Origin of the sequence: Fodinicurvata halophila (assembly GCF_042651425.1) — a bacterium.
Lineage (GTDB): Bacteria > Pseudomonadota > Alphaproteobacteria > Kiloniellales > DSM-21159 > Fodinicurvata > Fodinicurvata halophila.
Map to the genome: position 1 here is coordinate 122,480 of NZ_JBHSCW010000004.1, position 25,042 is coordinate 147,521.

At 65.2% G+C, this 25,042-nt stretch carries 24 protein-coding genes and 1 tRNA gene; 10 read left to right on the forward strand and 15 right to left on the reverse strand.

The genetic code is table 11. The features are described from left to right. Positions 1-3: 3 nt before the first annotated feature. The 3 genes from ACFOW6_RS09995 to ACFOW6_RS10005 form a co-directional block, all read right to left on the reverse strand. A complete protein-coding gene (locus ACFOW6_RS09995) occupies positions 4-525 on the reverse strand; it encodes a hypothetical protein (protein WP_382422217.1) in 522 nt (173 codons plus the stop codon). After that, positions 522-1,316, reverse strand: a complete 795-nt coding sequence (xth, locus tag ACFOW6_RS10000) for an exodeoxyribonuclease III (RefSeq protein ID WP_382422218.1) — start codon at positions 1,314-1,316, stop codon at positions 522-524. The genes ACFOW6_RS09995 and xth overlap by 4 nt, the downstream gene beginning before the upstream one ends. A 453-nt stretch (positions 1,317-1,769) precedes the next feature. Beyond that, entirely contained in the window at positions 1,770-2,546 is a 777-nt protein-coding gene (locus tag ACFOW6_RS10005) for a gamma-glutamyl-gamma-aminobutyrate hydrolase family protein (RefSeq protein ID WP_382422219.1), read from the reverse strand. Positions 2,547-2,664: 118 nt separating this feature from the next. Between ACFOW6_RS10005 and ACFOW6_RS10010 the strand changes: the two genes are divergently transcribed. Next, positions 2,665-3,504 carry a sterol desaturase family protein gene (locus ACFOW6_RS10010; protein ID WP_382422220.1) on the forward strand — a complete coding sequence of 280 codons (840 nt, stop codon included), beginning with the start codon at positions 2,665-2,667 and terminating at the stop codon, positions 3,502-3,504. 7 nt (positions 3,505-3,511) lie between these two features. Here the strand turns inward: ACFOW6_RS10010 and ACFOW6_RS10015 are convergent, their stop codons facing one another. The 3 genes from ACFOW6_RS10015 to ACFOW6_RS10025 form a co-directional block, all read right to left on the reverse strand. Next, a complete protein-coding gene (locus ACFOW6_RS10015; RefSeq protein WP_382422221.1) occupies positions 3,512-4,210 on the reverse strand; it encodes a LolA family protein in 699 nt (232 codons plus the stop codon). An 82-nt stretch (positions 4,211-4,292) separates the two neighbouring features. Beyond that, positions 4,293-6,674, reverse strand: coding sequence for a DNA translocase FtsK (locus ACFOW6_RS10020; RefSeq protein WP_382422222.1), 2,382 nt, complete (start codon positions 6,672-6,674; stop codon positions 4,293-4,295). Positions 6,675-6,712: 38 nt separating this feature from the next. Then, positions 6,713-7,954, reverse strand: coding sequence for an aminotransferase class I/II-fold pyridoxal phosphate-dependent enzyme (locus ACFOW6_RS10025; protein WP_382422223.1), 1,242 nt, complete (start codon positions 7,952-7,954; stop codon positions 6,713-6,715). Between the two features lie 241 nt (positions 7,955-8,195). On the opposite strand from ACFOW6_RS10025, the gene ACFOW6_RS10030 reads away from it, so the two are divergent. The 6 genes from ACFOW6_RS10030 to ACFOW6_RS10055 all read left to right on the forward strand — a co-directional run bounded on the left by ACFOW6_RS10030 (position 8,196) and on the right by ACFOW6_RS10055 (position 14,830). Then, a complete protein-coding gene (locus ACFOW6_RS10030; RefSeq protein WP_382422224.1) occupies positions 8,196-8,573 on the forward strand; it encodes a DUF4112 domain-containing protein in 378 nt (125 codons plus the stop codon). A 234-nt stretch (positions 8,574-8,807) separates the two neighbouring features. Beyond that, entirely contained in the window at positions 8,808-10,919 is a 2,112-nt protein-coding gene (locus ACFOW6_RS10035) for a TonB-dependent receptor domain-containing protein (protein WP_382422225.1), read from the forward strand. A 24-nt stretch (positions 10,920-10,943) separates the two neighbouring features. Then, positions 10,944-12,014 carry a hemin-degrading factor gene (locus ACFOW6_RS10040; RefSeq protein ID WP_382422226.1) on the forward strand — a complete coding sequence of 357 codons (1,071 nt, stop codon included), beginning with the start codon at positions 10,944-10,946 and terminating at the stop codon, positions 12,012-12,014. Beyond that, entirely contained in the window at positions 12,011-12,919 is a 909-nt protein-coding gene (locus ACFOW6_RS10045; protein WP_382422227.1) for a heme/hemin ABC transporter substrate-binding protein, read from the forward strand. The genes ACFOW6_RS10040 and ACFOW6_RS10045 overlap by 4 nt, the downstream gene beginning before the upstream one ends. A gap of 4 nt (positions 12,920-12,923) precedes the next feature. After that, positions 12,924-14,024 (forward strand): FecCD family ABC transporter permease, encoded by a 1,101-nt coding sequence (locus tag ACFOW6_RS10050; RefSeq protein ID WP_382422228.1) that lies wholly within the window; start codon positions 12,924-12,926, stop codon positions 14,022-14,024. Further along, positions 14,018-14,830 carry a heme ABC transporter ATP-binding protein gene (locus tag ACFOW6_RS10055; RefSeq protein ID WP_382422229.1) on the forward strand — a complete coding sequence of 271 codons (813 nt, stop codon included), beginning with the start codon at positions 14,018-14,020 and terminating at the stop codon, positions 14,828-14,830. The genes ACFOW6_RS10050 and ACFOW6_RS10055 overlap by 7 nt, the downstream gene beginning before the upstream one ends. 97 nt (positions 14,831-14,927) lie before the next feature. Here ACFOW6_RS10055 and amt read toward each other — a convergent pair whose 3' ends face one another. Continuing rightward, positions 14,928-16,292: an ammonium transporter gene (gene amt / locus ACFOW6_RS10060; RefSeq protein WP_382422230.1), complete on the reverse strand. Its 1,365-nt coding sequence runs from the start codon at positions 16,290-16,292 to the stop codon at positions 14,928-14,930. Between the two features lie 10 nt (positions 16,293-16,302). Continuing rightward, positions 16,303-16,641: a P-II family nitrogen regulator gene (locus ACFOW6_RS10065; RefSeq protein ID WP_382422231.1), complete on the reverse strand. Its 339-nt coding sequence runs from the start codon at positions 16,639-16,641 to the stop codon at positions 16,303-16,305. Between the two features lie 305 nt (positions 16,642-16,946). Here ACFOW6_RS10065 and ACFOW6_RS10070 point away from each other — a divergent pair, with 305 nt between their 5' ends. Next, positions 16,947-18,239, forward strand: a complete 1,293-nt coding sequence (locus ACFOW6_RS10070) for a UbiH/UbiF/VisC/COQ6 family ubiquinone biosynthesis hydroxylase (protein WP_382422232.1) — start codon at positions 16,947-16,949, stop codon at positions 18,237-18,239. An 18-nt stretch (positions 18,240-18,257) separates the two neighbouring features. Here ACFOW6_RS10070 and ACFOW6_RS10075 read toward each other — a convergent pair whose 3' ends face one another. The 6 genes from ACFOW6_RS10075 to ACFOW6_RS10100 all read right to left on the reverse strand — a co-directional run bounded on the left by ACFOW6_RS10075 (position 18,258) and on the right by ACFOW6_RS10100 (position 21,852). Beyond that, on the reverse strand, positions 18,258-18,764 hold the full coding sequence (locus ACFOW6_RS10075; protein ID WP_382422233.1) for a hypothetical protein: 507 nt from the start codon (positions 18,762-18,764) through the stop codon (positions 18,258-18,260). Between the two features lie 86 nt (positions 18,765-18,850). Continuing rightward, positions 18,851-19,234: a gamma-butyrobetaine hydroxylase-like domain-containing protein gene (locus ACFOW6_RS10080; protein ID WP_382422234.1), complete on the reverse strand. Its 384-nt coding sequence runs from the start codon at positions 19,232-19,234 to the stop codon at positions 18,851-18,853. 26 nt (positions 19,235-19,260) lie between these two features. Further along, positions 19,261-19,464, reverse strand: coding sequence for a Trm112 family protein (locus tag ACFOW6_RS10085; RefSeq protein ID WP_382422235.1), 204 nt, complete (start codon positions 19,462-19,464; stop codon positions 19,261-19,263). A gap of 39 nt (positions 19,465-19,503) precedes the next feature. Further along, positions 19,504-20,190, reverse strand: a complete 687-nt coding sequence (locus tag ACFOW6_RS10090) for an LON peptidase substrate-binding domain-containing protein (protein WP_382422236.1) — start codon at positions 20,188-20,190, stop codon at positions 19,504-19,506. Beyond that, positions 20,187-21,131: a thioredoxin gene (trxA, locus tag ACFOW6_RS10095; protein WP_382422237.1), complete on the reverse strand. Its 945-nt coding sequence runs from the start codon at positions 21,129-21,131 to the stop codon at positions 20,187-20,189. The genes ACFOW6_RS10090 and trxA overlap by 4 nt, the downstream gene beginning before the upstream one ends. 175 nt (positions 21,132-21,306) lie before the next feature. After that, positions 21,307-21,852 (reverse strand): prolyl-tRNA synthetase associated domain-containing protein, encoded by a 546-nt coding sequence (locus tag ACFOW6_RS10100; protein WP_382422238.1) that lies wholly within the window; start codon positions 21,850-21,852, stop codon positions 21,307-21,309. A 133-nt stretch (positions 21,853-21,985) separates the two neighbouring features. Between ACFOW6_RS10100 and ACFOW6_RS10105 the strand changes: the two genes are divergently transcribed. Further along, positions 21,986-22,060 (forward strand) — tRNA-Gly (locus tag ACFOW6_RS10105). Positions 22,061-22,383: 323 nt separating this feature from the next. On the opposite strand, the gene ACFOW6_RS10110 is transcribed toward ACFOW6_RS10105, so the two are convergent. Then, complete coding sequence (locus ACFOW6_RS10110) at positions 22,384-22,752, reverse strand: group I truncated hemoglobin (RefSeq protein WP_382422239.1); 369 nt, start codon at positions 22,750-22,752, stop codon at positions 22,384-22,386. A gap of 105 nt (positions 22,753-22,857) precedes the next feature. Between ACFOW6_RS10110 and ACFOW6_RS10115 the strand changes: the two genes are divergently transcribed. Next, entirely contained in the window at positions 22,858-24,903 is a 2,046-nt protein-coding gene (locus ACFOW6_RS10115) for a hypothetical protein (protein WP_382422240.1), read from the forward strand. Positions 24,904-25,042: the final 139 nt, after the last annotated feature.

The window sequence follows — 25,042 nt, forward strand, 5'->3', positions numbered from 1 at the left end:
GTCTCAGGCCCGGGGATCGAGCCCCATGTGCAGCAGGCTGTCGCACGTGGTTTCATCCAGGGACAGCCCCTTGTGGCGCGCTGCCGCCACGGCGGCCTCGATCAGGTCTTCGAAACCGGCCAGCGTGGATTCGAATTTCATCCGTCCGCGTGGATCGCGCAGGGTCAGCTGGAAATAGCCGCCTTCTCCCTCGCGGCGCTGGCGTCGGGTGGCATAGTAGCGCAAGCGCAAGCCTTCCAGGTCGCGCCAGTTCATGCGGCGGTGTGCCCCCCAGGTGGACAGGCCGATGCGCCGTTCCAGACCGGAGTCCTCCAGCCGGCCCTCGGTTACATGCATCAGCAGGGTTCTGAGGCCGAACAGCAGGAAAAGCAGGGCCAGCGGCCCGCAGATCCATACGGCGAGCGGTGCGAAGTCCGAGGCCAACAGCAGGCCGAGGGCAAAGACCAGGCCGGCCAGGGCGCGCAGGTCGTCCCCCAGCAACTGACCGGCCGGATAGTGCAGCCGTATGGGCAGGGCGTCGTTCACGCGGCCAGTTCAACGATCACGGGGACATGGTCGGAGGGCTTTTGCCAGCTCCGTGCGTCGCGCAGGGTCTCGATGCGCCGGATTTCCGGCATGAGCGACTGGGACGCGAAGGCATGATCCAGGCGCCAGCCGTAATCGCGTTCGAAGGCCTGGGGGAAACGATAACCCCACCAGCTGTAGAGCGGCTGGTCCGGCGGAGTGAACTGTCGCGGCGCGTCGACCAGGGCGCCGGCCTCGAGCAGGTCGGCGATACGCTGGGATTCGCCGGGCGTGTGACCGATACTGCGCACCAGGCGTTTGTGGTTCCAGACGTCGTTTTCCAGGGGCGCCACATTCAGGTCGCCGACGATCAGGACCTTGCGCCCGCGCGTCTGCGATCTGGCCCACTGCGCCATCTCCTCGAGGAAGGACAGCTTGTGCGCGAACTTGTCGTTCTTCTCCGGGTCCGGGATGGAGCCTCCTGAAGGGACATAGAAATTGTGCAGTTCCAGGCCACCGGGCAGGGTGACCTCCACATGGCGCTTGTCGTCCTTCTGGCACCAGATCCTGTGGTCCCGCCGCTTGAAGGGAATACGGGAGAGGATCGCCACGCCGTTGTAGGCCTTCTGGCCGCGGAAGACCTGATGGCTGTAGCCCATCTCGGCCAGGGCGTCCCCCGGGAACAGCGGGTCGTCCACCTTCGTTTCCTGCAGGCAGATCACGTCGGGTGCCTGGTCCTCCGCCAGGCGTTCCAGATGCGTAAGACGCTGGCGCAGGGAGTTGACGTTCCATGTGGCGATTTTCAGACTCACGAGGGAAGATCCTCCAAGAACAGGATTTCAATGGGTCAACCAGGAGGGGGATCATAAGCAAAGCGAGCGGATCATAAAACCGGCGGAGACAAGAATTCACCCGCGTCCAAGGCAGGTCGTATGCTACGGAGAAGATTGAAATGCTTTATAATGAGCGGCGGAAACGGGCAAATGCAGGGAGCACAAAAAAGGAACGCCCGGTCGGGGGGCAGCCGGGCGTTCCGTAGCTCCGCGGAGACGTGGGAGTTTTGGCAGGGGACCTCAGGCTCCCACTAATCAGGTGATTTCATAGACATCACCTTTAACATTAAATGTAGAGCAGTTTGCGCCCGTTGCAATAGATAAGAAGGGTAAGGGGCCTGCAATCCCCGCATGGAGCGGCGCGCGTCATTCCCCGTATGCAACACACGCCCGCCGAGTCCGCGAGTCTTCCACGATTGGAAAGTTGGGACTTCAAACCCGGTGTTTGCCTGCGGCAAAATGGCGCACCGCACGCGCAAAGGCCTGGAACAGGGCCTGGGATACCGGGTTGTTTCCAGCCTTGTACTCCGGATGCCATTGCACCCCGAGAACGAAGCCCTTGCCCTTGTTGTAGCGCACGGCCTCGATCGTGCCGTCCGGGGCGCGTGCTTCGATCTTCAGGTCCTGTGCCAGGCGATCTATGGCCTGACGATGCAGGGAATTGACCTCGATCGGGGTATCACCTTCGGGAAGCAGGGTTGAAAGCAGGCCATCCGGTTCGATTTCGATCTCGTGACGCGGGCCGTACTGGACATCCGGGTCCGGGCTGTCCGGGCGGCGATGATCCAGGCGGCCGGGCAAGTCGTGAACCGCCGGAGAGAGACTGCCGCCCAGGGCAACGTTCAGCTCCTGCATGCCCCGGCAGATTGCGAACAGCGGCAGGCCGCGGTCCAGGGCGGCCGAAATCAGGGACAGCGTGGCACCGTCCCGCGCTTCGTCGAAGGGGGCATGCTCCGACGTCTCGTCCTGATCGTACCGCCGGGGATGGACGTTCGAAGGGCTGCCGGTCAGCACGAGGCCCGAAATTCCGTCCAGCAGGGACTCCACCTCCAGCGCCTCCCCGAAGGCCGGGAACATGACGGGGAGCAGGCCCGCGGTCTCGCTGACGGCTCGCAGGTACTTGTCGCCAATGATGTGACAGGGCGCCGAGTCGATCTGCCGTGTACAGGCCGGCAGAGCCACCAGGGGGCGCGTGGATGCGGATATCATGGACATGTGTCCTAGCGCCGCGGCCGGACTCTCTCAAGTCCTTTTACGGTTTGCGGGCGTGCCGCTCCGGAGGGTGCCGGGCCTTGTCCAGCGCGCTGGGCGCCCTAGACTGAGGGCTATGGAGCTCACGACCGAAAGCCTGCTGGCCTGGAAAAGCCTGATCGTCGCCGGCTGGTTCGCCGCGTTCTTCGTGCTGGAGCGCTTCTTTCCCGCTGCGCCGTTTCCCCGGCCCGAGGGCGGCCGTTCTCTGACCGGTGTGCCCGGGACGCTGCTGCTCTCCATGGGGCGGGTTATCCGCAACCTGGGCCTCTGGGTGCTCAACACGGGGCTTGCTCCCCTGGTGGTCGTGCCTCTTTCGGTCTGGGCCGCAGCCCATTCGCTGGACTGGCGGCCGGACTGGTGGTCCGGAGCAGCCGGACTGGCGCTCGACCTGGTTCTCCTGGATTTCCTGATTTACTGGTGGCATCGGGCGAATCACGAGCTGCCCTTCCTCTGGCGTTTCCACGAGGTTCACCACCTGGACCGCTTTCTCGACAGCAGCAGCGCGCTGCGCTTCCATTTCGGCGAGGTCCTGCTTTCGGCTATGGCGCGCGCCGGCGTGATCATCCTGCTGGGCTTTCCCGTAAGCTCGATCCTGGTCTTCGAGACGCTGGTCCTGATGGCCACCATCTTCCATCACTCGAACCTGCGGCTGCCGCCCCGAACAGAGAGAGTGCTGGCCCGCCTGTTCATCACGCCCTCGATCCACTGGGTCCATCACCATGCCCGCCAGCGCGATACCGATTCCAACTACGGGACGCTGTTCAGTTTCTGGGATCCGCTCTTCGCCTCACGCAGTCCGACAGCCCGCGATCCCGTCATGCCCATAGGCGTTGAGCGGGAAGACGAGCGTCCCTATGCCAGCCTTCTTCTGCGTCCCTTTCGGCTCGGGACGCGCAAGGGAGCAAGGGGACGGTGACATATGCTCACCGGCCGCGCCGGGGGTCCATGCCCGGTGCCATCACGCCCGGCAGGTTCTGGACGTCGAAGGTGCGCGGCTGGAAATCGACGCCGTATTCGATGTTCGCCAGGGAGACGGTGGTCTCCACGCCCTGCGCATCGGTGACGATCCAGCGCTTGAGCCGCATGGGATCCGTGGAGACATGAATCTCGATCTTTCCCATGCCGGGCTCATCGGCTTGCTGCATCAGAATTGCGATGGTGCCATCGCGCTCCATCACATCGAGGATCTCCAAGTCTTCCGCAGTGAAGGAAACATCTTCGCGCAGGAGCAGCCAGAGGGGAGTCTGGCGCAATGGCAGCATGGTGGCTTCGTCCAGTTCGCGGTCGTAGACCGTCAGGTTGAAGCCGTCGGCCACCAGCAGCGTGGGGTTGGGCTTGTCGTATTCAAAGCGCATCCGTCCCGGCCGCTGGAGGGCCACATCGCCCTCGGCATAATTGCCGGTGGAGGTGACCTGTACGAAGCGGCCTTCCATGGTGTCGATGTCGTTCAGGTAGCTTTCCACCTCTTCCACCAGCTCTTGCTGGTCTTCGCTCAACTCGGCCTGGGCGGTAAGGGGGTACACCAGCAGGGCCAGGGCGGCGAAGATCGGTGCCAGCCAGACAAGCCAGTTGCTCTGCGAGAGCGCGACGGAAGGGGCGGGGAGGCTTGAGAGAACGCGCATTGCGGATCCTGCTTTCGTCGTGATGTAACGAACAGTCTATAGGTGCGGCCCCATTAAGGCCTTTCAAGGGCGCGAATGGGGCTCAGCCGTGATCTCCATGATCCGGCAGCAGGACCTCGCGGCGTCCCACGTGGTTGGCCGGCCCGACCACGCCTTCGGCCTCCATCTGCTCAATCAGGCGCGCGGCGCGGTTGTAGCCGATCTGCAGCTGGCGCTGGATGAAGGACGTCGAGGCCTTGCGGTGCTGGGCCACCACGGCCAGCGCCCGGGCGTAGAGTTCGTCGCCCGAGCCGGCGCCGTCGTCGCCCCCCAGCAGGCCGGGGAAGCCGGACTCGTCGCCGCTTTCCTCGGTCAGCCCCTCGACGAAGGCCGGCTGGCCCTGGGCCTTCATGTGCGCGACCACGCTCTCGACCTCGGCATCGCTGACAAAGGGCCCGTGAATACGCGAGATGCGGCCGCCGTGGGCCATGTAGAGCATGTCGCCCATGCCCAGCAGGTGCTCGGCCCCGGATTCGCCCAGGATGGTCCGGCTGTCGATCTTGGAGGTGACGTGGAAGGAGATGCGGGTCGGGAAGTTGGCCTTGATGGTCCCTGTGATGACGTCAACGGAGGGACGCTGGGTGGCCATGATCAGGTGGATGCCGGCGGCGCGTGCCATCTGGGCCAGGCGCTGGATGGCGGCCTCGACCTCCTTGCCGGCGACCAGCATCAGGTCGGCCATCTCGTCGACCACCACCACAATGTAGGGCAGCGGCTCCAGGTCGAAGGCTTCCTCCTCGTGGATCGGCTGTCCGGTGTCCGGATCGAAGCCGGTCTGGACGCGCCGGGTCAGCACCTGGCCTGACTTGCGAGCCTCCTCGATGCGGGCGTTGTAGCCGTCGATGTTGCGCACCCCCAGCAGCGACATTGAGCGATAGCGATTCTCCATCTCGCGCACCACCCACTTGAGGGCGACCACGGCCTTCTTGGGCTCGGTGACCACCGGCGTCAGCAGGTGCGGAATGCCGTCGTAGATGCTGAGCTCCAGCATCTTGGGATCCACCATGATCATGCGGCAGCGCTCAGGCGGCAGGCGATAGAGCAGGGAGAAGATCATGGCATTGATGCCCACCGACTTGCCGGAGCCGGTGGTGCCGGCGATCAGCAGGTGGGGCATACGCGCCAGATCCACGACCTGGGGCATGCCGCCGATGTCCTTACCGAGGACGAGCGGCAGGCTGCCCTTGGACTGCTCGAAGGCCTCGGCGGCCAGCAATTCGCGCAGGTAGACCGTCTCGCGTTTGGCGTTGGGCAGTTCGATCCCGATGGTGCTGGATCCCGGAACGACGGCCACACGCACCGATACGGCGGACATGGAGCGGGCAATGTCGTCGGCCAGGTTTATGACCCGGGTGGTCTTGGTGCCGGGCGCCGGTTCCAGTTCATAGCGCGTGACGACGGGGCCGGGCCGGATCTTCACGATTTCCCCGCGCACACCGAAATCCTGCAGGACGCCTTCCAGCAGCCGCGCGTTCTTTTCCAGCGCATCGCGGTTGAGCTGTGCCTCGGGATTGGACTTGGGTTCCGTCAGCAGGGAAAGGGGAGGTGCCTCGTACCCGCCGGGACCGAGCGCCAGGCTGCCCTGGGCATCCTGCTGGGCCTTCTTGCCCTGGGCCGGGCGCGGTGCCCGCGGGGCGATCAGGTCGCTCTCGCTGGGCTCGGGTGCCGTCGCGGCGGGCTTGGCGGGCTCGGCAGCTGCCTTTTCGGATTTGCCGCCAGTGTCCGTACGCTTGCGTGCTTTCTTCTGCCGGCTGGCACGTACGGGGGGCGCGTCTTCGGTCTGTGTGTCATTGCGCCGCTGCAGCAGACGCATCGCGGCCTGCAGCAGATGCGTCGGTCCGCGCCCCAAGGCGCGCCACTCGCCGAGACTCACCGCCAAGCTGAAAAGCCCGAGAAAGAGGGCCAGGGCACCGGAGGCCACCGCCAGCATGGCGGGCAGGAGATTGCTGGCCTGGTAGGCATGGCCGAGGATCAGGGCGCCGGAAAAGCCGCCCAGGCCACTGCGCAGCGGCCAGCTGGCCGGGGCCGGCACGGCGGCCAGGGTAGTGGCGGCAAAGAGGACCGCGAAGAGGCCGGCCAGAAGTCTGAGCCACCACCGCGGCACGGCGTGGGAGCGGATGAGACGCCAGCCCCAGGCAATGAACAGGCCGCAGAGAAAAAAGGCGGCCATGCCCAGGCTCTGCATCAGGACATCGGCCAGGTAGGCGCCGGGCAGGCCCAGCAGGTTGTTCACCTGATCGCGGGCGGCCCGGTTGAAGGAGGGGTCCAGGGGATCGTAGCTGAAGCAGATCACCGCCAGCAGCAGCCCCAGCAGGATGACTCCGAGACCGGAAAGCTCGATCAGGCGCAGGCGCAGGAAACCGCCGGCGCCGGAGGGAAACAGCCGTGTACGCCTGCCTGTACCTGTACTGCGTGAAGCGGCCATATTGCCTTTCGGCTCCTTATCGTGAAGCGGTGTTCGCTCTAGAGCATTTCCGCCAAGCGGTCCAGCGCCTTCTCGGTGACGGCGGGTTCATGGACCAGGGCGACGCGGATATAGGGGGCGCCGGGATTGTCGGCCGGGTCGGCACCCTCTTCCTCGGGGCAGAGATAGCGTCCGGGAAGCACACGCAATCCTGCCTCTGTCCAGGCACGGCGTGCGAAGGCCTCGCCGTCCCCCACTTCCAGCCAGGCGAAGAACCCGCCCGCGGGCATGCGCCATCCGGTCTTGGCCCAGAGTTTTTCCTCGGCCATCTCGAAGAGCGTCCGGTAATAGCAGCGCGTGTCCACCACATGTGCCTCATCGCGCCAGAGAGCGGCGCTGGCGTGCAGGATCGGCGTCGGTACGCTGGCCCCACCATAGCGCATGAAGGCGTCGATTCCGTCAACCAGATCGGCATCGCCGGCCACGAATCCGGAACGCAGCCCCGCAGCGCTGGAGCGCTTGGACAGGGAGTGGAAGGCCAGCAGGCCTTGCGTTCCTTCCGGACCCTGGACAGCTTCCAGAAGCCCGGCCGGCGGCTCGTCGGTATAGATGTCGGCATAGCACTCATCGGCGGCCAGCACGAAGCCGTGGCGCTGGGCCAGTTCGATCCAGGCGCGCCACTGCTCGCGCGAGGCCACGGCCCCCTCGGGGTTCGAGGGCGAGCAGAAGAAGGAAATGGCGGTGCGGTCCAGGATTTCGGCCGGAAGCGATTCGTAATCCGGCAGGAAGTTGTTGTCGGCCCGGGCGGGAACGAAGACCGGTTCGGCGCCGGCAGCCAGCGCGCTGCCGGCATAGACGTGATAGCCGGGCGAGGGAATCAGGACCTTGGTACGGCCCTCGGCGGCCCCCCTGTTGATGGCCGTCAGCGTTGCGAAGAACAGACCTTCGCGGCTGCCCGGCAGGGGCAGGATCTGGCGCTCGGCATCCAGCGTCCCGTCCGCCAGCTCGTAGCGGCGGTGCAGCCAGTCGTGGCAGGCGTTCCGGAAGTCCTCTGTTCCGCGAAAGGGCGGATAGCTCGACCATTCGTCGGGATGGGCAGCCAGGGTTTCGGCCAACAGGGCCGGCGTCGGAAGCTGAGGGTCGCCGATGGACAGGCTGATCGGGCTGCCGTCCGGCAGCGGGGAGGCCCCCGGTTGCTCGCCCTCCAGCAGGCGGGCAAGACGCATGAAGGGCTGATAGATCCTGGGGTCCTGGCGGGCCCGCAGCATGGCAGGGGACGAATCGGGGGACGGAGGTGTCATGAAGCTCGGTGCTTTCTCTGGTTATGGGCGAAACGACTCGGCGAATCTCCGAGAGCCCCGATCACGGGGACAAACCGGAAACAGGAGAAGCGTAAACCAGAACAATATCCAGTTATAGGGTTGATCAAAACGCGACTCCCAAGATGTCGAAAGAACAAACACGGAATGTTCTCGTGTCCTCCCCGACAGCGTCTCTCCTTGAGCAGAGACTGTTACGTCCCATCTTTAGCGAATGTCATCGATGACCTCCAGCCTAGAAGGACGATCCGATCCTGCGACCAGGGACGAGCGTCTGGCACGCCTGGAGCGCCTGGCTGACCTGCTGGACACGCGCTGGCGCATTCCCGGGACCGGTATCCGGTTCGGCCTGGATGGGTTGGCCAGTATCCTGCCGCTGGTGGGTGACACGGCCACCGCCTGCGTGTCGGCCTACATCCTCTGGCAGGCCGCCGACCTGGGGGCTTCGAAACCGCTCCTGCTGCGCATGGCGGCCAATGTAGGCCTGGACTGGACGGCCGGGTCGGTGCCGCTGGTGGGAACGATCTTCGACGTCGGCTTCAAGGCGAACCAGATCAACCTGCGCCTGCTGCGCCGGCATCTGGAGAGACAAAACGGATGACGATCGCCGGTGCCTGACGCGCCGTCTCAGACAAAGAAAGACTGAAGCGGGACATTATTGAGACGCATTTTCATTGCAAATGAGTCTCAATATTTATATTGCTCTCCCCCAGAAGGGAACCGCCGAGCCTTCGTGGTGAAGGTTCAGGGGCTGAAGCTCGTAGCACGGATGAAGGGTCAGGCATCCGCGCACGGCACCCCGCCGCGGTTCCCAGAAAACGAGGGGAAGCCGATCATGAAAGATTTTCACCGCGTATGCCTGACCGCTACAGGATTGGGACTCTGTCTTGCGACAAGTGCTTTGGCACCGGCCCTGGCACAGGATGGTGGGCAGGAACAGCTGGCCGCTGTCGAGGAATTCAACCTGGACCCTGTCAGCATCACTGCCACACGCAACCCCGTGGCCGCCTTCGACTATCCGGGCATGGTCTCGGTGGTCGATCGCGAGGAGATCGAGCGCCGCCAGCCTTCGAGCATGGACGATGTCCTGGGGTATCTTCCGGGCGTCCAGTTTACCGGCGGCCCTCGTCGCACCGGCGAAATGCCAAGCATCCGTGGCTTCAGCGGAGCGGATCTCGTCATCCTGCTGGATGGGGCCCGTCAGAATTTCCTCTCGGGACACAGCGGTCGGCTGTTCGTCGATCCCAGCCTGCTGCGCGAGGCCGAAGTTCTGCGCGGCTCCAGTTCCTCGCTCTACGGCAGCGGTGCAACGGGCGGTGTGATCGAGCTGCGCACCATTGGGCCCGATGACATCCTGGATCCAGGGGACACCATAGGTCTGCGGACCGGACTGGGTGGCCAGAGCGTCAATCGGGAATGGCATGCTACCACCACGGCCGCTGCACGCCCTGACGAGAACGTTGGCCTGCTGGCCAGCGTGACGCGCCGCGCTTCGGGACAGATCGAGCTTGGCGATGGCAACACACTGACCAATACCAATGACGATATCGTCTCGGGCCTGTTGAAGACCGATGTGACGCTGGGCGACCATCACAACCTGGAAGCCTCGGCAATGTTCTTCAACAATGACGCCCGCGAGCCCATCAACGGCCAGGGCCCCGGTGGGCAGGACAAGGTCGAGAAGGACATCCGCAACCGGACCTTCCGCCTCTCCTACAGTTACGACAATCCCGACGCACCCCTGCTCAACCCTCAGGTGACCGCCTATTACGCGGAGAACAGCGTGGAGGACCTGCGCCTGGACGATCTGGGGGCCGGGCCGGAAGGCGAGCGCCTGTTCCGGCGTATCGAGACGCTGGGGTTCAGGGGTGAAAACCACTCCCATTTTCAGTTCTCCGAGAGCACTGACGTCACCTTCACCTATGGTGTGGAGGCGCACAGGGACACGCAGACCGGACGCGCCAATGGTGGTTCCCGGGACGCCGTGCCTGATGCGGAATCGGACTATGCGGGCGCCTTCCTGCAAGGGGAGTTCTCCTTCAGGGAGCCCCTTGGCGTGCTGCCGGGCAAGTTTCTGGTGATCCCAGGGCTGCGTTACGATTACTACAAGTCCAGCAGCGAAGGCGCCGAGGACAACGAGGATACCGCCCTGTCTCCGCGCATTGGGGCCAGCTACCTGCCGACGGACTGGAGCCTGTTGTTTGCCAGCTACGGTGAGGCCTTCCGAGCGCCCACCTTCGGCGAACTTTATCCCTCGGGCGTTCACTTCCAGATTCCGGGTTTCGGGGTCAACAACTTCGTGCCCAATCCCGACCTCAAGCCGCAAAAGACCCGGACTGTGGAAGTTGGCGCGGGTCTTGACTTCGAAGGGATCTTCGAAGAGCGCGACCGCTTCCAGATCAAGGGGTCACGCTACTGGACCAAGGGCCAGGACTTCATTGACGTCGAAGTGATCCAGCCGGGTCCGCCGGCCTGTTTCCCGCCAAACTGCAACGGCACCACACAGAACGTGAATGTCGCCGACGCCAAGCTGTCGGGCAACGAAATCGAAGCCTCGTACGATCATCCGCGCTTTCGCCTGGCGGCCAATTATGCCGATATCGACGGCGAGAACGAGGACACCGGCGAGAAGCTTGGCGTGCTGTTTCCGCGCCGCGTCAACCTGGACGGCACGCTGAAGCTGCCGGAGTTCGATTCCTTCATGGGTTGGCGCATCCTGGCAGCCGACGACTTCGACAAGGTGAACACCGAGGCCGAAGAGCGCGACGGCTACGTGGTCCACGACGTTTACGCCGGCTGGGCGCCCCAGGAGGGGCCGCTGGAGGGTCTGCGCATCGATGTCGGGATCGATAACATTTTCGACAAGACCTATGCCCAAACCTACACCGACGCCGCCGAACCGGGGCGCAATTTCAAGGGCATGGTCAGCTATACGCTGACCTGGTGAGGTTCAGTTCAGGAGAAGGAATCCATGGAAGAACAGGTATCTGGCATAAACGACACAGGCGCGGGTCTGGCCACGCGCCTGGCGGCCCTGAAGGCAGCGGAGCCGGGCCTGCGCGCCCGCGATCTGGCGCGGCGCCTGGAGGTCAGCGAGGCCGAGCTGTTGGCGGCCCGCATCGGCGAGGGCGTGGTGCGACTGGGCGAGGACTGGCACGCACTGGTCAATGCCCTGCCCGAACTGGGCCGGGTCATGGCGCTGACCCGCAACGAGCATGCGGTGCACGAGAAGCACGGCACCTACAGCGACATCCGCCTGATGAAGGCGCATGGCCTGGTGCTGGACCCGGAGATCGACCTACGGCTCTTCTTCAATCGCTGGAGCTTCGCCTTTGCCGTCGAGGAAGAGGTGAGGAGCGGCCTGCGCCGCAGCCTGCAGATCTTCGACCGGGCCGGGACAGCCGTGCACAAGGTCTATACGGCCTCCGACAGCGATCCGGCCCTGTTCTGGAGCGTGGCGGAGCGCCTGAAGGCCGCGGACCAGACTGCGGCTATCCAGGTGCGGGAGGCCTATCGCGAGAAACCGAACCTGCCGGATGATGAGATCGACGTGGACGCCTTGCGGACCGCCTGGGACGATCTCAAGGACACCCACGACTTCCGCCCCCTGCTGCAGCAACATCGTGTGGGACGCCTGCAGGCCTTGCGCCTGACCGGGCCGGGCTATGCCAGCAGGTTGCCGGAGGGTGCGTTCCGCCGGGCCCTGCAGCTTGCCGCCGAACGCCAAGTGCCGATCATGATCTTCGTGGGCAGCCAGGGCGTGATCCAGATCCACGGCGGGCCGGTCACGAACCTGCGCGAAACCGGCGCCTGGTTCAACGTGCTGGATGCGGGCTTCAACCTGCATCTCCACGAACCCGGCATCGCCTCGACCTGGCAGGTACGCAAGCCCACCAGCGACGGCCGCGTCACCTCCATCGAGGCCTATGACGGGCAGGGGCGCCAGATCGTGCAGATGTTCGGGGTGCGCAAGCCGGGCGTGCCGGAACGCGAGGACTGGCGCCAGCTGGTCGCCGACCTGATGGAGGAAATGGCGACATGAGCATGCACGATCATGGTCCTCGGCGCCGTCTCCTCCAGGGACTCCTCGTCCTGCTTTGCCTTGCCGTCACCGCCCCGGCATCTGCCCGAGAGCCTGCGCCGGAGCGCGTGGTCTCCATCGGCGGGGCGGTGACGGAACTCGTCTACGAACTGGGCGCCGAGGAGCGGCTGGTGGCCGTGGACAGCACCAGCCTGTATCCCCCGGACGCGCTCGAGCGCTTGCCGGACGTAGGCTACCTGCGGTCCCTTTCGGCCGAGCCGATCCTGGCGCTGGATCCGGACCTGGTGCTGGCGCTGGAGGATGCCGGGCCGCCCGAGGCCCTGGCCCAGCTGCGTGACGCCGGCGTGCGCATCGAGACCATCCCCAATACGCCCACGCCGGCCGGCGTGGCGGAGAAGACCCGCGCCGTCGGCACGGCCCTGGAGCTCGAGCAGGAGGCCGAACGCCTGGCACAGCGCCTGGAGGCGGAACTGAACACGCTGGAAACGACCCTGGCCGAGGCCGAGTCGCGCCCGCGCGTTCTCTTCCTGCTTTCGATCGGGCGGGGCGCGCCTATGGCGGGCGGCCGCGGAACGGCGGCCGACGGGATCATCTCCCTGGCCGGGGGCGCCAATGCCGTGACGGCCTTCGAGGGGTTCAAGCCGCTGAGTCCGGAAGCGGCGCTGGAGGCGGCCCCCGATGTGGTCCTGGTCACGAAGAGCACCCTCGACGCACTGGGCGGCCGCGAGGCGCTTCTCGCGCGGCCCGAACTTGCCGGCACGCCGGCCGGCGCGGAGCAGCGTCTGGTGGTCATGAACAGCCTGCTGCTGCTGGGCTTCGGCGTGCGCACGCCCGAGGCCGTGCGCAGCCTGGCGGCGAAGTTGCACCCCGGGGTCGAGTTGCCGGACACGCGTGGAGGCCACTGAGCCCATGGCGCTGTTGAGCCTGTCCTTCTCGCGTCCTGCATTGCGCAGCCTGCCCGAGCGGCGGCGCCTGCTGATGACGGGCCTGCTGCTGGGGCTGTTGGCGGTGGTGCTGATGTCGCTCGGCATCGGGGCGGTCCGCATTCCGGCTGGCGAGGTGGTGGCTGCCCTGGTCGAGGGCCTGGGGCTCTCCAGTGCCGGCAGCGTGCCGGAGCAGGTGCAGCTGGTCCTGCTGCACATCCGCCTGCCGCGCACCCTGCTGGCCGCGCTGGCCGGCGCCGGGCTCGCGGTTTCGGGGGCCGCCCTGCAGGGCCTGTTCCGCAACCCCCTGGCCGATCCCGGCCTGATCGGCGTCTCCAGCGGGGCGGCGCTGGCGGCCGCGACCACGATCGTCTTCGGCGGAACCCTCTTCGCCGGGGTGCCGCCCGCCGTCCTTCCCTACCTGCTGCCGCTTGGCGCCTTCGGGGGCGGTCTGCTGGCCGTCCTGCTGGCCTATCGCCTGGCCAGCGGCCACGGACAGACGGATGTGGCGACTTTGCTGCTGGCCGGTGTCGCCCTGAATGCCATCGCCGGTGCGGGCATCGGGCTGCTGATCTTCGCCAGTGACGACCAACAGCTGCGAGACCTCAATTTCTGGATGCTGGGCAGCGTGGCCGGGGCCAACTGGTCGGCCCTGCTGCCGGCCCTGGCCTTCCTGGTGCTGCCGCTCCTGGCCCTGCCGTTCATGGGCCGCGCCCTGAACGTCCTGCTGCTCGGGGAGACCGAGGCGGAGCATCTGGGATTCCGGGTGGAACGGACCAAGAAGGCGGTCCTGTTGCTGGCCGCGCTGGCGACCGGGGCCGCCGTCGCGCTTTGCGGGATCATCGGCTTCGTCGGCCTGGTGGTGCCGCATCTGGTGCGCCTGGCCGTCGGTCCCGACCACCGTTTCCTGTTGCCCGCCTCGGCCGTTCTGGGGGCGGCCCTGCTGCTGCTGGCCGACCTGCTGGCGCGGACCCTGGTGCTGCCGGCGGAACTGCCCATCGGCATCGTGACCAGCTGCGTAGGCGGCCCTTTCTTCCTCTGGATGCTGCTGCGCCAACGCGCCCGCGGGGGAGGTGCGCTGTGCTGAGCGCCGAATCCGTCTGCCTGCGCCGGGGCGGGCGCCTGATCCTGCAGGCCGTGGATCTGGCGGTGAAACCGGGCGAATTCCTCGCCCTGGTGGGGCCCAACGGCGCCGGAAAATCGACCCTGCTGCGCCTGATGGCGGGCAGCCTGAGTCCGACGGAAGGCAGGGTGTGCCTGGACGGGCAGCCGCTGGCGACGCAGGATCCGCGCAGCCTGGCGCAGCGGCGTGCCGTGCTGCCCCAGGGCAGCCTGCTCAACTTCGCCTTCACGGTGCGCGAGGTGGTCAGTCTGGGGCGCTCGCCCCATCGCACGGGACCGGCGCGCGACCGGCAGGTGGCCGAAGAGGTCATGGCCCTGGCGGAGGTCCTGCCGCTGGCCGATCGCCGCTATACGGAACTTTCCGGCGGCGAGCGCCAGCGGGTCGAACTGGCGCGCGTGCTGGCGCAGATCTGGCCGGAGCCGGGGGACGCGCCCGCCGGTGCGGGCGCCCGCTACCTGCTGCTGGACGAGCCCACCAGCAGCCTGGACCTGCGCCACCAGCAGACGGTCATGGAGGTGGCCCGGCGGCTTGCCCGGTACGGTTTCGGCGTGCTGGCCGTGCTGCACGACCTGAACCTGGCGGCCCGCAATGCCGATCGCCTGGCTCTCTTGGCGCCGGGTGGCGAGGGACAGGGTGGCCATCTGGTGCGGCAGGGCAGGCCCGAACAGGTCCTGGAGGCCAGCCTGTTGAGCAAGGTCTACGAAACGCCGGTGGAACTGCTGCCCGGACCGGTGGATGGGCCGCCGGTAATCCTGCCGGCTCGGGCCTGACGCCTGTCTCGGAAAAAAAAAGCCCGGCCGCAAGGGCCGGGCTTCAAGTTTCGGCGGAGGACGCCGTTGCTGATTGTGTAACCTTTTGTCCTGTCCCTCAGACCGTCTTGGAGCCCTGGGCGAACTCGGGATAGGCTTCGAGCCCCAGTTCCGTCTGGTCGAGGCCGGCCATCTCGTCTTCTTCGTTGAGGCGCAGGCCCATGATGGCCTTGAGGGCCAGCCAGACGATGGCCGAGGTGACGACCATGAAGGCGCCGATGGCCACGATGCCGATGATCTGCACCACCAGGTCGCCGCCGCCGAAGATGCCCACGGCCAGCGTGCCCCAGATCCCGGCGAAGAGGTGCACCGGAATGGCGCCCACCACGTCGTCGATCTTCAGCTTGTCCAGCAGCGGCACGGTGACCACCACGATGATGCCGCCGATGGCGCCGATGATGATGGCCAGCAGCGGGCTGCCCACATCCGGTCCGGCGGTGATGGAAACCAGGCCGGCCAGTGCGCCGTTCAACGCCATGGTCAGGTCGATCTTCTTGTAGATGGCGCCGGTCAGGATCACCGCCATCACCACGCCACCGGCCGCGGCCAGGTTGGTGTTGGCGAAGACCAGGGACATCTCGGTGACCGCGGCGGCAGAATCCATGGCCAGGACCGAGCCGCCGTTGAAGCCGAACCAGCCGAGCCACAGGATGAAGGTGCCCAGGGTCGCCAGCGGCAGGTTGGCGCCGGGGATGGGATTGACCTTGCCGTTGGCGCCGAACTTGCCCTTGCGAGCGCCCAGGATGATGGCGCCGGTCAGTGCGGCCCAGCCGCCCACGGAGTGGACGATGGTGGAGCCGGCGTAGTCGGAGAAGCCCATTTCGGTCAGCCAGCCGGCTCCCCAGGTCCAGGCGCCCTGGATCGGGTAGAGGATGCCGGTGAGGATCACCACGAAGATCATGAAGGGGGCAAACTTGATGCGCTCGGCCAGCGTGCCCGAGACGATGGAGGCCGCCGTGGCCACGAAGACCATCTGGAAGAACCAGTCGGACATGACCGAATAGCCGGCATCGACCACCTGGCTGAGGACATCCGCATCCTCGCTGCCGCCCACGAGCGCCGCCTCGGCGCCGCTGGGGTTGTAGAGCAGGCTGATGGAGCCGATCCAGCTGCCGACATCCACATACATCAGGTTGTAGCCGATCAGGTAGTACATGATGCCGGCGATGGAGTAGAGCGTGATGTTCTTCAGGCAGATGGAGGCGGTGTTCTTGCTGCGCACCAGGCCGGATTCCAGCATGGAGAAGCCGGCGGCCATCCACATCACGAAGGCACCGCAGATGAGGAAGAGGAAGGTGTTCAGGATGAAGCCGACCTCGCCCGAGACCCCGACGGCCTCGTCCTGGGCAAAGGCGGTGGTGGCGAACAGACTGCCGACCGCAAGCACGGCGGCGCCCGTTGAAATCTGGCGCAGTTTCGTCATGCGCTTTCTCCTAAAGTGCTTCGCTGTCGGTTTCGCCGGTCCGGATACGGACGGCGTGCGAGATATCGAGGACAAAGATCTTGCCGTCGCCGATGCGCCCGGTATTGGCGGTCTTCTGGATGGTTTCCACGACCCCCTCGACGCGATCGTCGGCCACGGCGACCTCGATCTTCACCTTCGGCAGGAAGTTCACGGCGTATTCGGCGCCGCGATAGATTTCCGTCTGTCCCTTCTGCCGGCCGTAACCCTTCACCTCGCTGACGGTCAGGCCCTCTATGCCGCTGGCAGTGAGAGCTTCTCTTACATCGTCGAGCTTGAAGGGCTTGATGATGGCAACAACCATTTTCATGAGCCCGGTCCCTTCTCTGGTTCCCCTTGTGGCCGCTTCGCCCGAGTGCCTCCCAAGAAGGCGTCCACCCCGGGGTCGGCAGCGGTTCACTCGTAGACCATCAAGAAGCGTGCCAGATCGCCGAATAACCGGATTTCTGGTTTTGAATCAGTAGGTTGAAAGACTCGTTCTGTTTGCGAGAGGTTTGGACTCAAAGTTAAAATGCCTATAAATTATGCAGTATTGATCGCATGCATATTTTTTGATCAGTGGGCTATGTCGCAGAAGACTGGACAAGGCTGGCGGGAGAGCCGATTCTGCCAGCCATGAGCAAATCGCGTTCCTTTTCGGAAACCGGATCCGCGCCTGGGCAAACCGAGATCCGCCAGTGCGACGTGGTGATCTCGGGCGGCGGGCTGGCCGGCCTGACCCTGGCTGCCGCTTTGAGCAGTGCCGGCCTGGAGGTCGCGCTGGTGGATGCGCAGGCGCCCGAAAAAGTGCTGGCCGCGCCCTTCGACGGCCGGGCTTCGGCGATCGCCGCCGGCTCCCGGCATATCCTGGAGGGGATCGGGCTCTGGCCCCTGCTGGCCGATACGGCAGAGCCGATTCGCGATATCCGCGTGTCCGACGGACGCATGGACCGGCGGGCGTCTCCCTTCTTCGTGCACTACGATTCCGAAGAGTTGGGACTTGGCCCGCTGGGGCACATCGTGGAGAACCGCGACCTGCGCCTGGCCCTGCATCGGCTGTTGCAGCAACGCGAGGGCTTCCAGCTGCATGCCCCGGACCTGGTCGTGGAGGCGCGGCGCGAGGCCGGCGGCGCCGAAGTGAGATTGAAGAGCGGCCTGGTGATCCGTGCCCGCCTGGTGGTGGCCGCCGAGGGACGCAACTCGCCACTGCGCCAGGCGGCGGGAATTTCCGTGAAAAGCTGGCAGTACCGGCAGAGCGGCCTGGTCTGCACGCTGGAGCACGAACGCCCGCATCATGGCGTGGCCCATGAACATTTCCTGCCGAACGGGCCGTTTGCGGTGCTTCCCCTGCGCGATGACGAAGCGGGACGCCACCGTTCGTCCCTGGTCTGGACGGAACGGCCCGAATTGGCCGAGCGCATGATGGCCCTGGAACCGGCTGACTTCGCGAGAGAAGTCCAGCGACGCTTCGGCGATACCCTGGGGAGCTTCTCCGTCACCGGGCCACGCTGGTCCTATCCTCTCTCGCTGATGCATGCCCGGCACTATCGCGCGACCCGCCTGGCGTTGGTCGGGGATGCCGCGCATGTCATTCATCCCATTGCCGGCCAGGGCTTCAACCTGGGTCTGCGGGACGTGGCGGCGCTGGCCGAGTGTATCGTGGATATCCGCCGCCTGGGCCTCGACATCGGCAGTTCGTCGGTCCTGGACCGCTATGAACGCTGGCGGCGATTCGACAACATGCTGCTGGCCGGTATCACGGATGGCCTGAACCGCCTGTTCTCCAACGACATCCCGCCGATCCGGCTGGCGCGCGATCTCGGCTTTGCCGCGGTTGACCGCACGCCGCGCCTGAAGAAGTTCTTCATGCGCCACGCCATGGGGCTGGTGGGCGACCTGCCGCGCCTGACGCGCGGAGATCCCCTGTGATCTGCCGGCGTCGGCCGGTCACCCGAAGCGCCAGGCGCCGCTTTCGATCACGAAGAAACCGACCAGCAGGGTAATCCTCTGGGCTTCGTCACAGAGAGGAAAGAGATATCGGCGGCTGGGGTAGCTACGGCCTTCGGCGTGATTGCGGAAGTCGTGCTGCCGGCAGGTCGGCTGCCGACTGCGCAAGGGTTCCTCGTAGAACGCGCGATAGTCCTGCCAGCGGTCTTCCAGCAGGTCTGGTCCCACGTCGCGCCCCGTCCAGTCGATTCCGCTGGCGGCGACAACATGGGTGCCCATCAGGCGATAGCGGAACTGCCAGGGGCCTGTGCAGCCCGGGCCCGTATCGCCATGCACCTCCACCAGGAAGAGGCCGGGCAGAAGGAAGGGCGGGAGTTCCTCGGGCAGGAGCTTCGAGCGCAGTGGCATTGCGCGCTCGCCGCGCAGGCTATCCAGATGAGCAGACAGGTAGCGTACGGCCTCACTGGCGTCGTCCTGGAAGCCATAGAGTCTTGCATCCACGACCATGTCACCTTCCCATTGGCATCATCAACCAATAGGCTAAACTATAAGGAAACTATTGCAACTATACCAGTTTTGCCATGACGCGGCGCTTATCCGCGTGATGGCGGCTCGCGGGACAGGCCCCGCGCCTCCAGGTTCTGCAGGTACTCCTGCCAGAACTCTTCCTTGCGTTCGCCCAGCTTGTAGAGATAGTCCCAGGAATAGATGCCCGTGTCGTGCAGGTCGTCGAACTTGATGCGCACGGCATAGCTGCCCACCGGCTCGATGGCCAGGATGCCCACGTGCTTGCGCGCGGGAACGATCTGTTTCTGGCTGGGCCCATGTCCCTGGACCTCCGCCGAGGGACTTTCCACGCGCAGCAGCTCGGCCGGCAGCGAGAAGTGCTGGCCGTCCTCGAAGGTCACTTCCAGTCGTTTCTCGGCCGAGACATAGCGGATCTCGGACGGGTGGTGCTTGATGTCGTACTCGCCCATGTCTCCTCTATCCTGCGGGGCCCGGATCAGTCGTCCAGGGCGCGCGCCTCGTCTGGCAGCATGATGGGAATGCCGTCACGAATCGGATAGGCGAGATTCGCTTGGCGACTGATCAGTTCGTTGCGCTCCCGGTCGTATTCCAGCGGCCCCTTGGTCAGGGGGCAGACCAGGATTTCCAGCAACTTGGGATCGACCGCGCTGCTCGGTGACGGATTGCCTTGCGTGCTCATGGTTTCGTGCTCCTCATGTGAGTCCGCGCCCGGCAACGATCAATGCCGCCCCACACCGGAGCGGGCCTCCATGACCGCCATCTCGAGGATGGTGATCAGTGTTTCGCCGCGCTTGGCCATGTCCGGGGCCTCCAGCAGAGCCTGTTTCTCCCTTGGGTCGAACGGGCAGATCATGGACAGCGAGGTAACCAGCCGTTCGGCGGGAGCCGCTTCGATGGACGACCAGTCGGCGGAGAGCCCGGTCAGATGGAAGTAGTCCTGCAGGATGGTGAGCAGCCGTTGGCGCTCGAATGTCTCCGGCAGCGATTGCGTCGTGAAGTCGGCGGCGAAATCACTCCAGTCCGGTCGTACGCGCCGATAGCCGTCGACGCCCGCGATCTCCTCGGTGATGCGAAAGCGCACCAGGCCGGCCAGCGTGATCTGGCAGCGGCCGTCGCTGTTCTCCTGAAAGATGGCGATACGTCCCGCGCAGCCGGTCTGGTAGACGGCTGCCGCACCCACGTCTTCGCCGTAGTCCTCGTCTTCGGCGCCTGCCGGCAGCTTGGGCTGGACCATCCCGATCAACCGCGGCCAGGCCAGCGTATCGCGCACCATGGCCAGATAGCGCGGCTCGAAGATATTGAGCGGAAGATTCCCGCCCGGCAGCAGCAGGGCGCCGGGCAGGGGAAAGATGGGCAGGCTGTCTGGCAGCTCTGCGAAACCCGGGCCGAAGAGGTCCCGCATCATGCGAAGATCAGGGACGACAGCTGCCGCCGGGCATCCTGGGTCACCGGATCGGTGGGCCCCCAGGCCTCGAAGTACTTCAGCAGCTGCTGACGGGCCGCATCCTCGTTCCAGTCCCGCTTGCGCCGGATGATCTCCAGCAGGGCCTCGGCCGCGTCCTCCTTGCGACCCTGCGCGAAGTGAGCCTGGGCCAGCTCGAAGCGAGCCTGGTGGTCGTCCGGGTCCGCGGCAAGCCTGGATTCCAGTTCGCTGGCATCGCCGCTCTCGGCGGCCTGGCGCGCCAGGTCCAGGGCGGAGTGGACGGCCTGGATCTCGGGGTTGCTGCGCAGCGGTTCGGTCAACTCATTCAGGGCCTGCTCGACCTCCTCCAGGTCGCCCATGTCGATCCGGCAGCGCAGCAGGCCGGCAAAGGCGCCGGCATTCTCGGAGTCCTGCTCCAGAATGGAAATATAGGTCTGCATGGCCTCCTCGGCCTGACCGTCCTTGCGCTGCTGTTCGGCCTGTTCCAGCAGTTCCTGGGTGGTGGGGCCGCCTGCCGAGACGCCGGCGGCATCGGTGACCCGCTTGAGGAACTCGTTCAGCTGGCTTTCGGGCAACACGCCCTGGAACCCATCGATCGGCTGGCCCTGATAGAAGGCATAGACCGTGGGCAGGGACTGGATCCGCAACTGCTGGGCCAGCTCCTGGTTCTGGTCCACGTCGATCTTGACCAGCTTCACCGCCCCGCGCGCTTCCTTCACGACCTTTTCCAGGGCCGGAGTCAGCTGCTTGCACGGGCCGCACCAGTCCGCCCAGAAATCCACCAGGACGGGCTGCTGCATCGAGGCATCGATGACGTCAGCCCTGAAATTCTGCAGGTTGGATTCCTTGATCAGGTCGCCGGCCGCGCCTGCTGTGTCCTGTGCCGCGTTTCCCGACGAGGACAGGCCGATGAGAGGCTCCATGTCTAAAATCTCCGCCTTGCTGACAACTCAATAAGATATAGCCGGAACTACCGCTGTAAAGAGTTGGACAGCGGCCTCCGTCACCATGGCAAATGTGGCGGTTTGAGGACCGTGAAACAAGGGTGGCGACAGCGTGTTGTCGCGCCGGCGCATGCCGGGACGCGACGTCCTGCTCTCAATCCAGGGAAATGACCTGAGGGTAATGCCCCACGGACTCCAGAAAACGCAGCAGGTCCCGTGGCGAGAGCGCTGTCGTGCGGGCGTTGTCCAGAGGATGGAAATTGAGGGGATCATACTCCATCAGCGCGGAGTCCAGCACCATCTGGACCGCATCCTGCCGGTCGTTGATCACCGCGAAGGGCGTGACGGCACCCGGGATGACGCCCAGATACTGCATCAGCCGTTCCGGCCGGCCGAAGGACAGCCGTCCCGCATCCAGACGTTCGCCCAGATCCTTCAGGTCGATCGCGCGATCCTCCAGGCAGGTGACCAGCCACATGCCGCCCTTCTTGTTGCGCAGGAACAGGTTCTTGGTGTGTCCGCCGGGCAGTTCCCCGCGCAATGACCGGGAGTCCTCCACCGTGTAGAGGGGGGGATGCTCCACCGTGCGACAGGTTATGCCCAGCTCATCGAGCCGCGCAAAAAGGTCCTCCGGCGTATGGGGTTCACTGCCATCGACGAGCTGGGCAGGGGGGTCGTTCTGTTCCACTGTCTCGTTCATGGCGCAGATCATAGCCCGCCCGCCCGGCCGGATAAAGAACTCCGAGGTGCAAGCGGCTGCGATGCGAACACAATGAAGAAAGACTCTTGCAATGCCGCGCCCGAGGCGTTACATCCCCAACACTCTACAGGATGCGGGCGTAGCTCAGGGGTAGAGCACAACCTTGCCAAGGTTGGGGTCGTGGGTTCGAATCCCATCGCCCGCTCCATTCTCCCAAGGTCCGTTCCGGACACATGGTTTACATTTGATACCGGAGAGATGGTTTACAGTTTCTCCGGGGCGAATGGATTGGGACCGGGTTCGATACGGTCCGTTTCCTTGTCGAAGACTCCCAGATCATAGTCCATGAAGCTGACCAGCTGAAGGCTCTTCCCCATGAACGGGTGATGGGCATTCGCTTGCTCTGAAGTTCAGAACAATGCGCTGAAGCACTCAGACCGGATCCGGTTCTGGGACGTGATGAATTCACGCCAGTGGTCTGTTTGACAGGGACGGGCCAAGGGCCCGTCCCCAGACTCACCCGCCCCGTACTTATCTGTGAACGATTTCCTCCTTGAGCGAATAGGCTATGCCCAAGATTTCGTCGCAGACCGGTTGCGGATATTCCAGCTCCTTCATCGCCTGCATGATATCGTCGACCACGGCGACGAATTCGGCCGCGCTGACATTCATGCCGGTATGCGTTTCGATCATCGACCGACCTGTGTATTCCACCGGCCCGCCGGAACCGGCCGCGAGAAATTCCTTAGTCTTCTCACGGGCGTGATCCGTCTCCTCGTCGGTGAGGGCCCTGTACCGGGGGTTGACGACCTCGTTCTGGAGATGGAGGTCGACGATGCGGTTCACGAGCTTGTCGATACCTTCCTTGCGGCCTAGTCTGTCATAAAGCGTTTCACTCATGGCAAGATGCTCCTTTACTGGATTACGTTTTCAGGCAGGTGCACCGCGCACCTGTCCGAGAGACGTAACAACCCTTGTTACAACCGCGACAAAGGGTGCCGAGCCATGACGGACGCAGACTTCTCGCCGATTCGTGTCGCCCTCGATGCCGGGGACTTCGACCGGGCCCAGACTCTGCTTGCCGAACTGTCCATCCCACCCTCGGCCGAGCTGTTGGAGCTGCGGGCACAGGCGGCGTACGGAGCCGGCGACCTGGAAGAAACGCTGGCTGCCTACGGGCAGCTATACCAGCTCCACCTGGAAGGCGGCCAAACTCACGGCGCAGCCTTCGCCGCCGTCATGATGGGCATGTACCTGATGATGGACTCGGGCCTGATGGCCACCGTGCGCGCGTGGCTGTCACGCGCGGAGTGCCTGATGGATGATGCGCCCGACAGCCCGGTCTGGGCGTGGCTCGCCGCGGTGCGGACCTACGAGCGCCTGATGTGCGGCGATATGCCGGGGACGGGGCATTGGGCGCGCAAGGCCATGGACGGGGGACAAAGACACGGGCTGGCCCCGCCGTCGATCATCGGGCAGGTCGCCCTGGCACGGGTCTGGATCCATGACGGCGACGTCGATGAAGGGCTGAAAGCGCTGGACGATGTTGCCGTGGAGCTGAGCTCCGGCAATCTCGACCCCCTCACCACGGGCCAGATGTGGTGCGAGGTTATCTGCGCGATGCAGTGGATCGGTCAGCACGACCGTGCCGAGGAATGGACCGTAGCAATGGAACGATGGCGCCAGGGGGCTGCGTTCGGCGGTCTCAACGGCCGCTGCCGTGTGCACCGGGCGGAGATCATGCGCCTGCGGGGCCCCTGTGACGAAGCCGAGCAGGAGGCGCTGCTGGCATGCGAAGAGCTGCGCCCGTGGATGCGGCGGGAATTCGGCTGGCCACTGACCGAGCTCGGCAACGCGAGGCTGCGCAAAGGCGATTTTGCCGGAGCTGAGGAAGCCTTTCTGGCGGCACACCAGAATGCTTGGTTGCCTCAGCCAGGGCTTGCATTGCTGCGATTGGCCCAGGGCCGGGTCGAGGAAGCCCTGGCGATGATCGAGAGCGCCCTCGAGCATCCATTCGATATCCCCTCGAAGGAGCGCCCGCCTTCGGGTGGCCTGCGGCGGGCGCCCCTGCGCGAGGCGCAGGTGGTGATCGCCCTGGCCGCCGGTGATGACCAGGCGGCCCGTACAGCCGCCAACGACCTCACCGAGATCGCCCAAATGTACCAGAGCCGCACATTGCAGACCTCCGCGCTCGCCGCAAAAGGTCGCCTGGCGTTGCATGACGGGCAGAAATGCGAGGCCATCCGCCTGCTGAGTGAAGCCGTCATGGAATGGGTGTCGCTGCGCATGCCGTTCGAGGCGGCGACTCTGCGTATTGTGTTGGCGGCAGCTCACCGAGCGGCGGGCGACGACAGCACCGCCGAGCTGGAACTTGACGCCGCCTGTCGGGCCTTTGAGGCACTCAACGCCAGACCCTGGGCGGACCTGGCTCGTGAACAGGTTCCGTCGGCATCTGTACGGACGGCGGCGACCCGCGAACAGTGCGTCTTTCGCCGCGAGGGAGAGATGCGAACGGTGACCTTCGATGGCCGCACCGTGCGCCTGAAGGACCTCAAGGGTATGCGCTATCTGGAGCGCCTGCTGGCGGAACCCGGCCGTGACTTCCACGTGCTCGACCTGGTGGCGGTGGAGCGGGGCGCGTTCCCGGTCGGAGACCCCGCGGATGCTTCCAGCATGGATGCGCAATGCGGCCTGGAGGTGTTCGATTCAAAGGCCCGCGAGGCATACCGGCAGCGGCTTGCCGAGACGGAGGAGGACATTGCGGAGGCGGAGGCTGCCAACGACTTGCATCGGGCGGAGCTGGCACGGGCCGATCGCCAGTTTCTTATCGATGAACTCCGCCGCGGCGTTGGCCTGAATGACCGGGCCCGGACCATTGGGGATGGCTTTGAGCGCGCACGCACCAGCGCAACCCGTTCGCTTCGATACACCCTCGATCGGATCGCCCAACATCATCCGAGCCTTGGTGAGCACCTGGTACGAACGATTCATACAGGCACCTATTTCACCTACAAGCCCGACCCTCGTGCACGGGTGGACTGGAAGACCTGACGCACTCCCGGTCTACGGTAGGAACCGTCTCTGCAGCATGTCCCGGGATCGATGAACCGATTGTGAAGTGAGGACGCGTCGCACGGCTAATGTAACTTTTATGTTGGTGGAGCGTGATGAAGGCGAGAGCTCCAGGTGG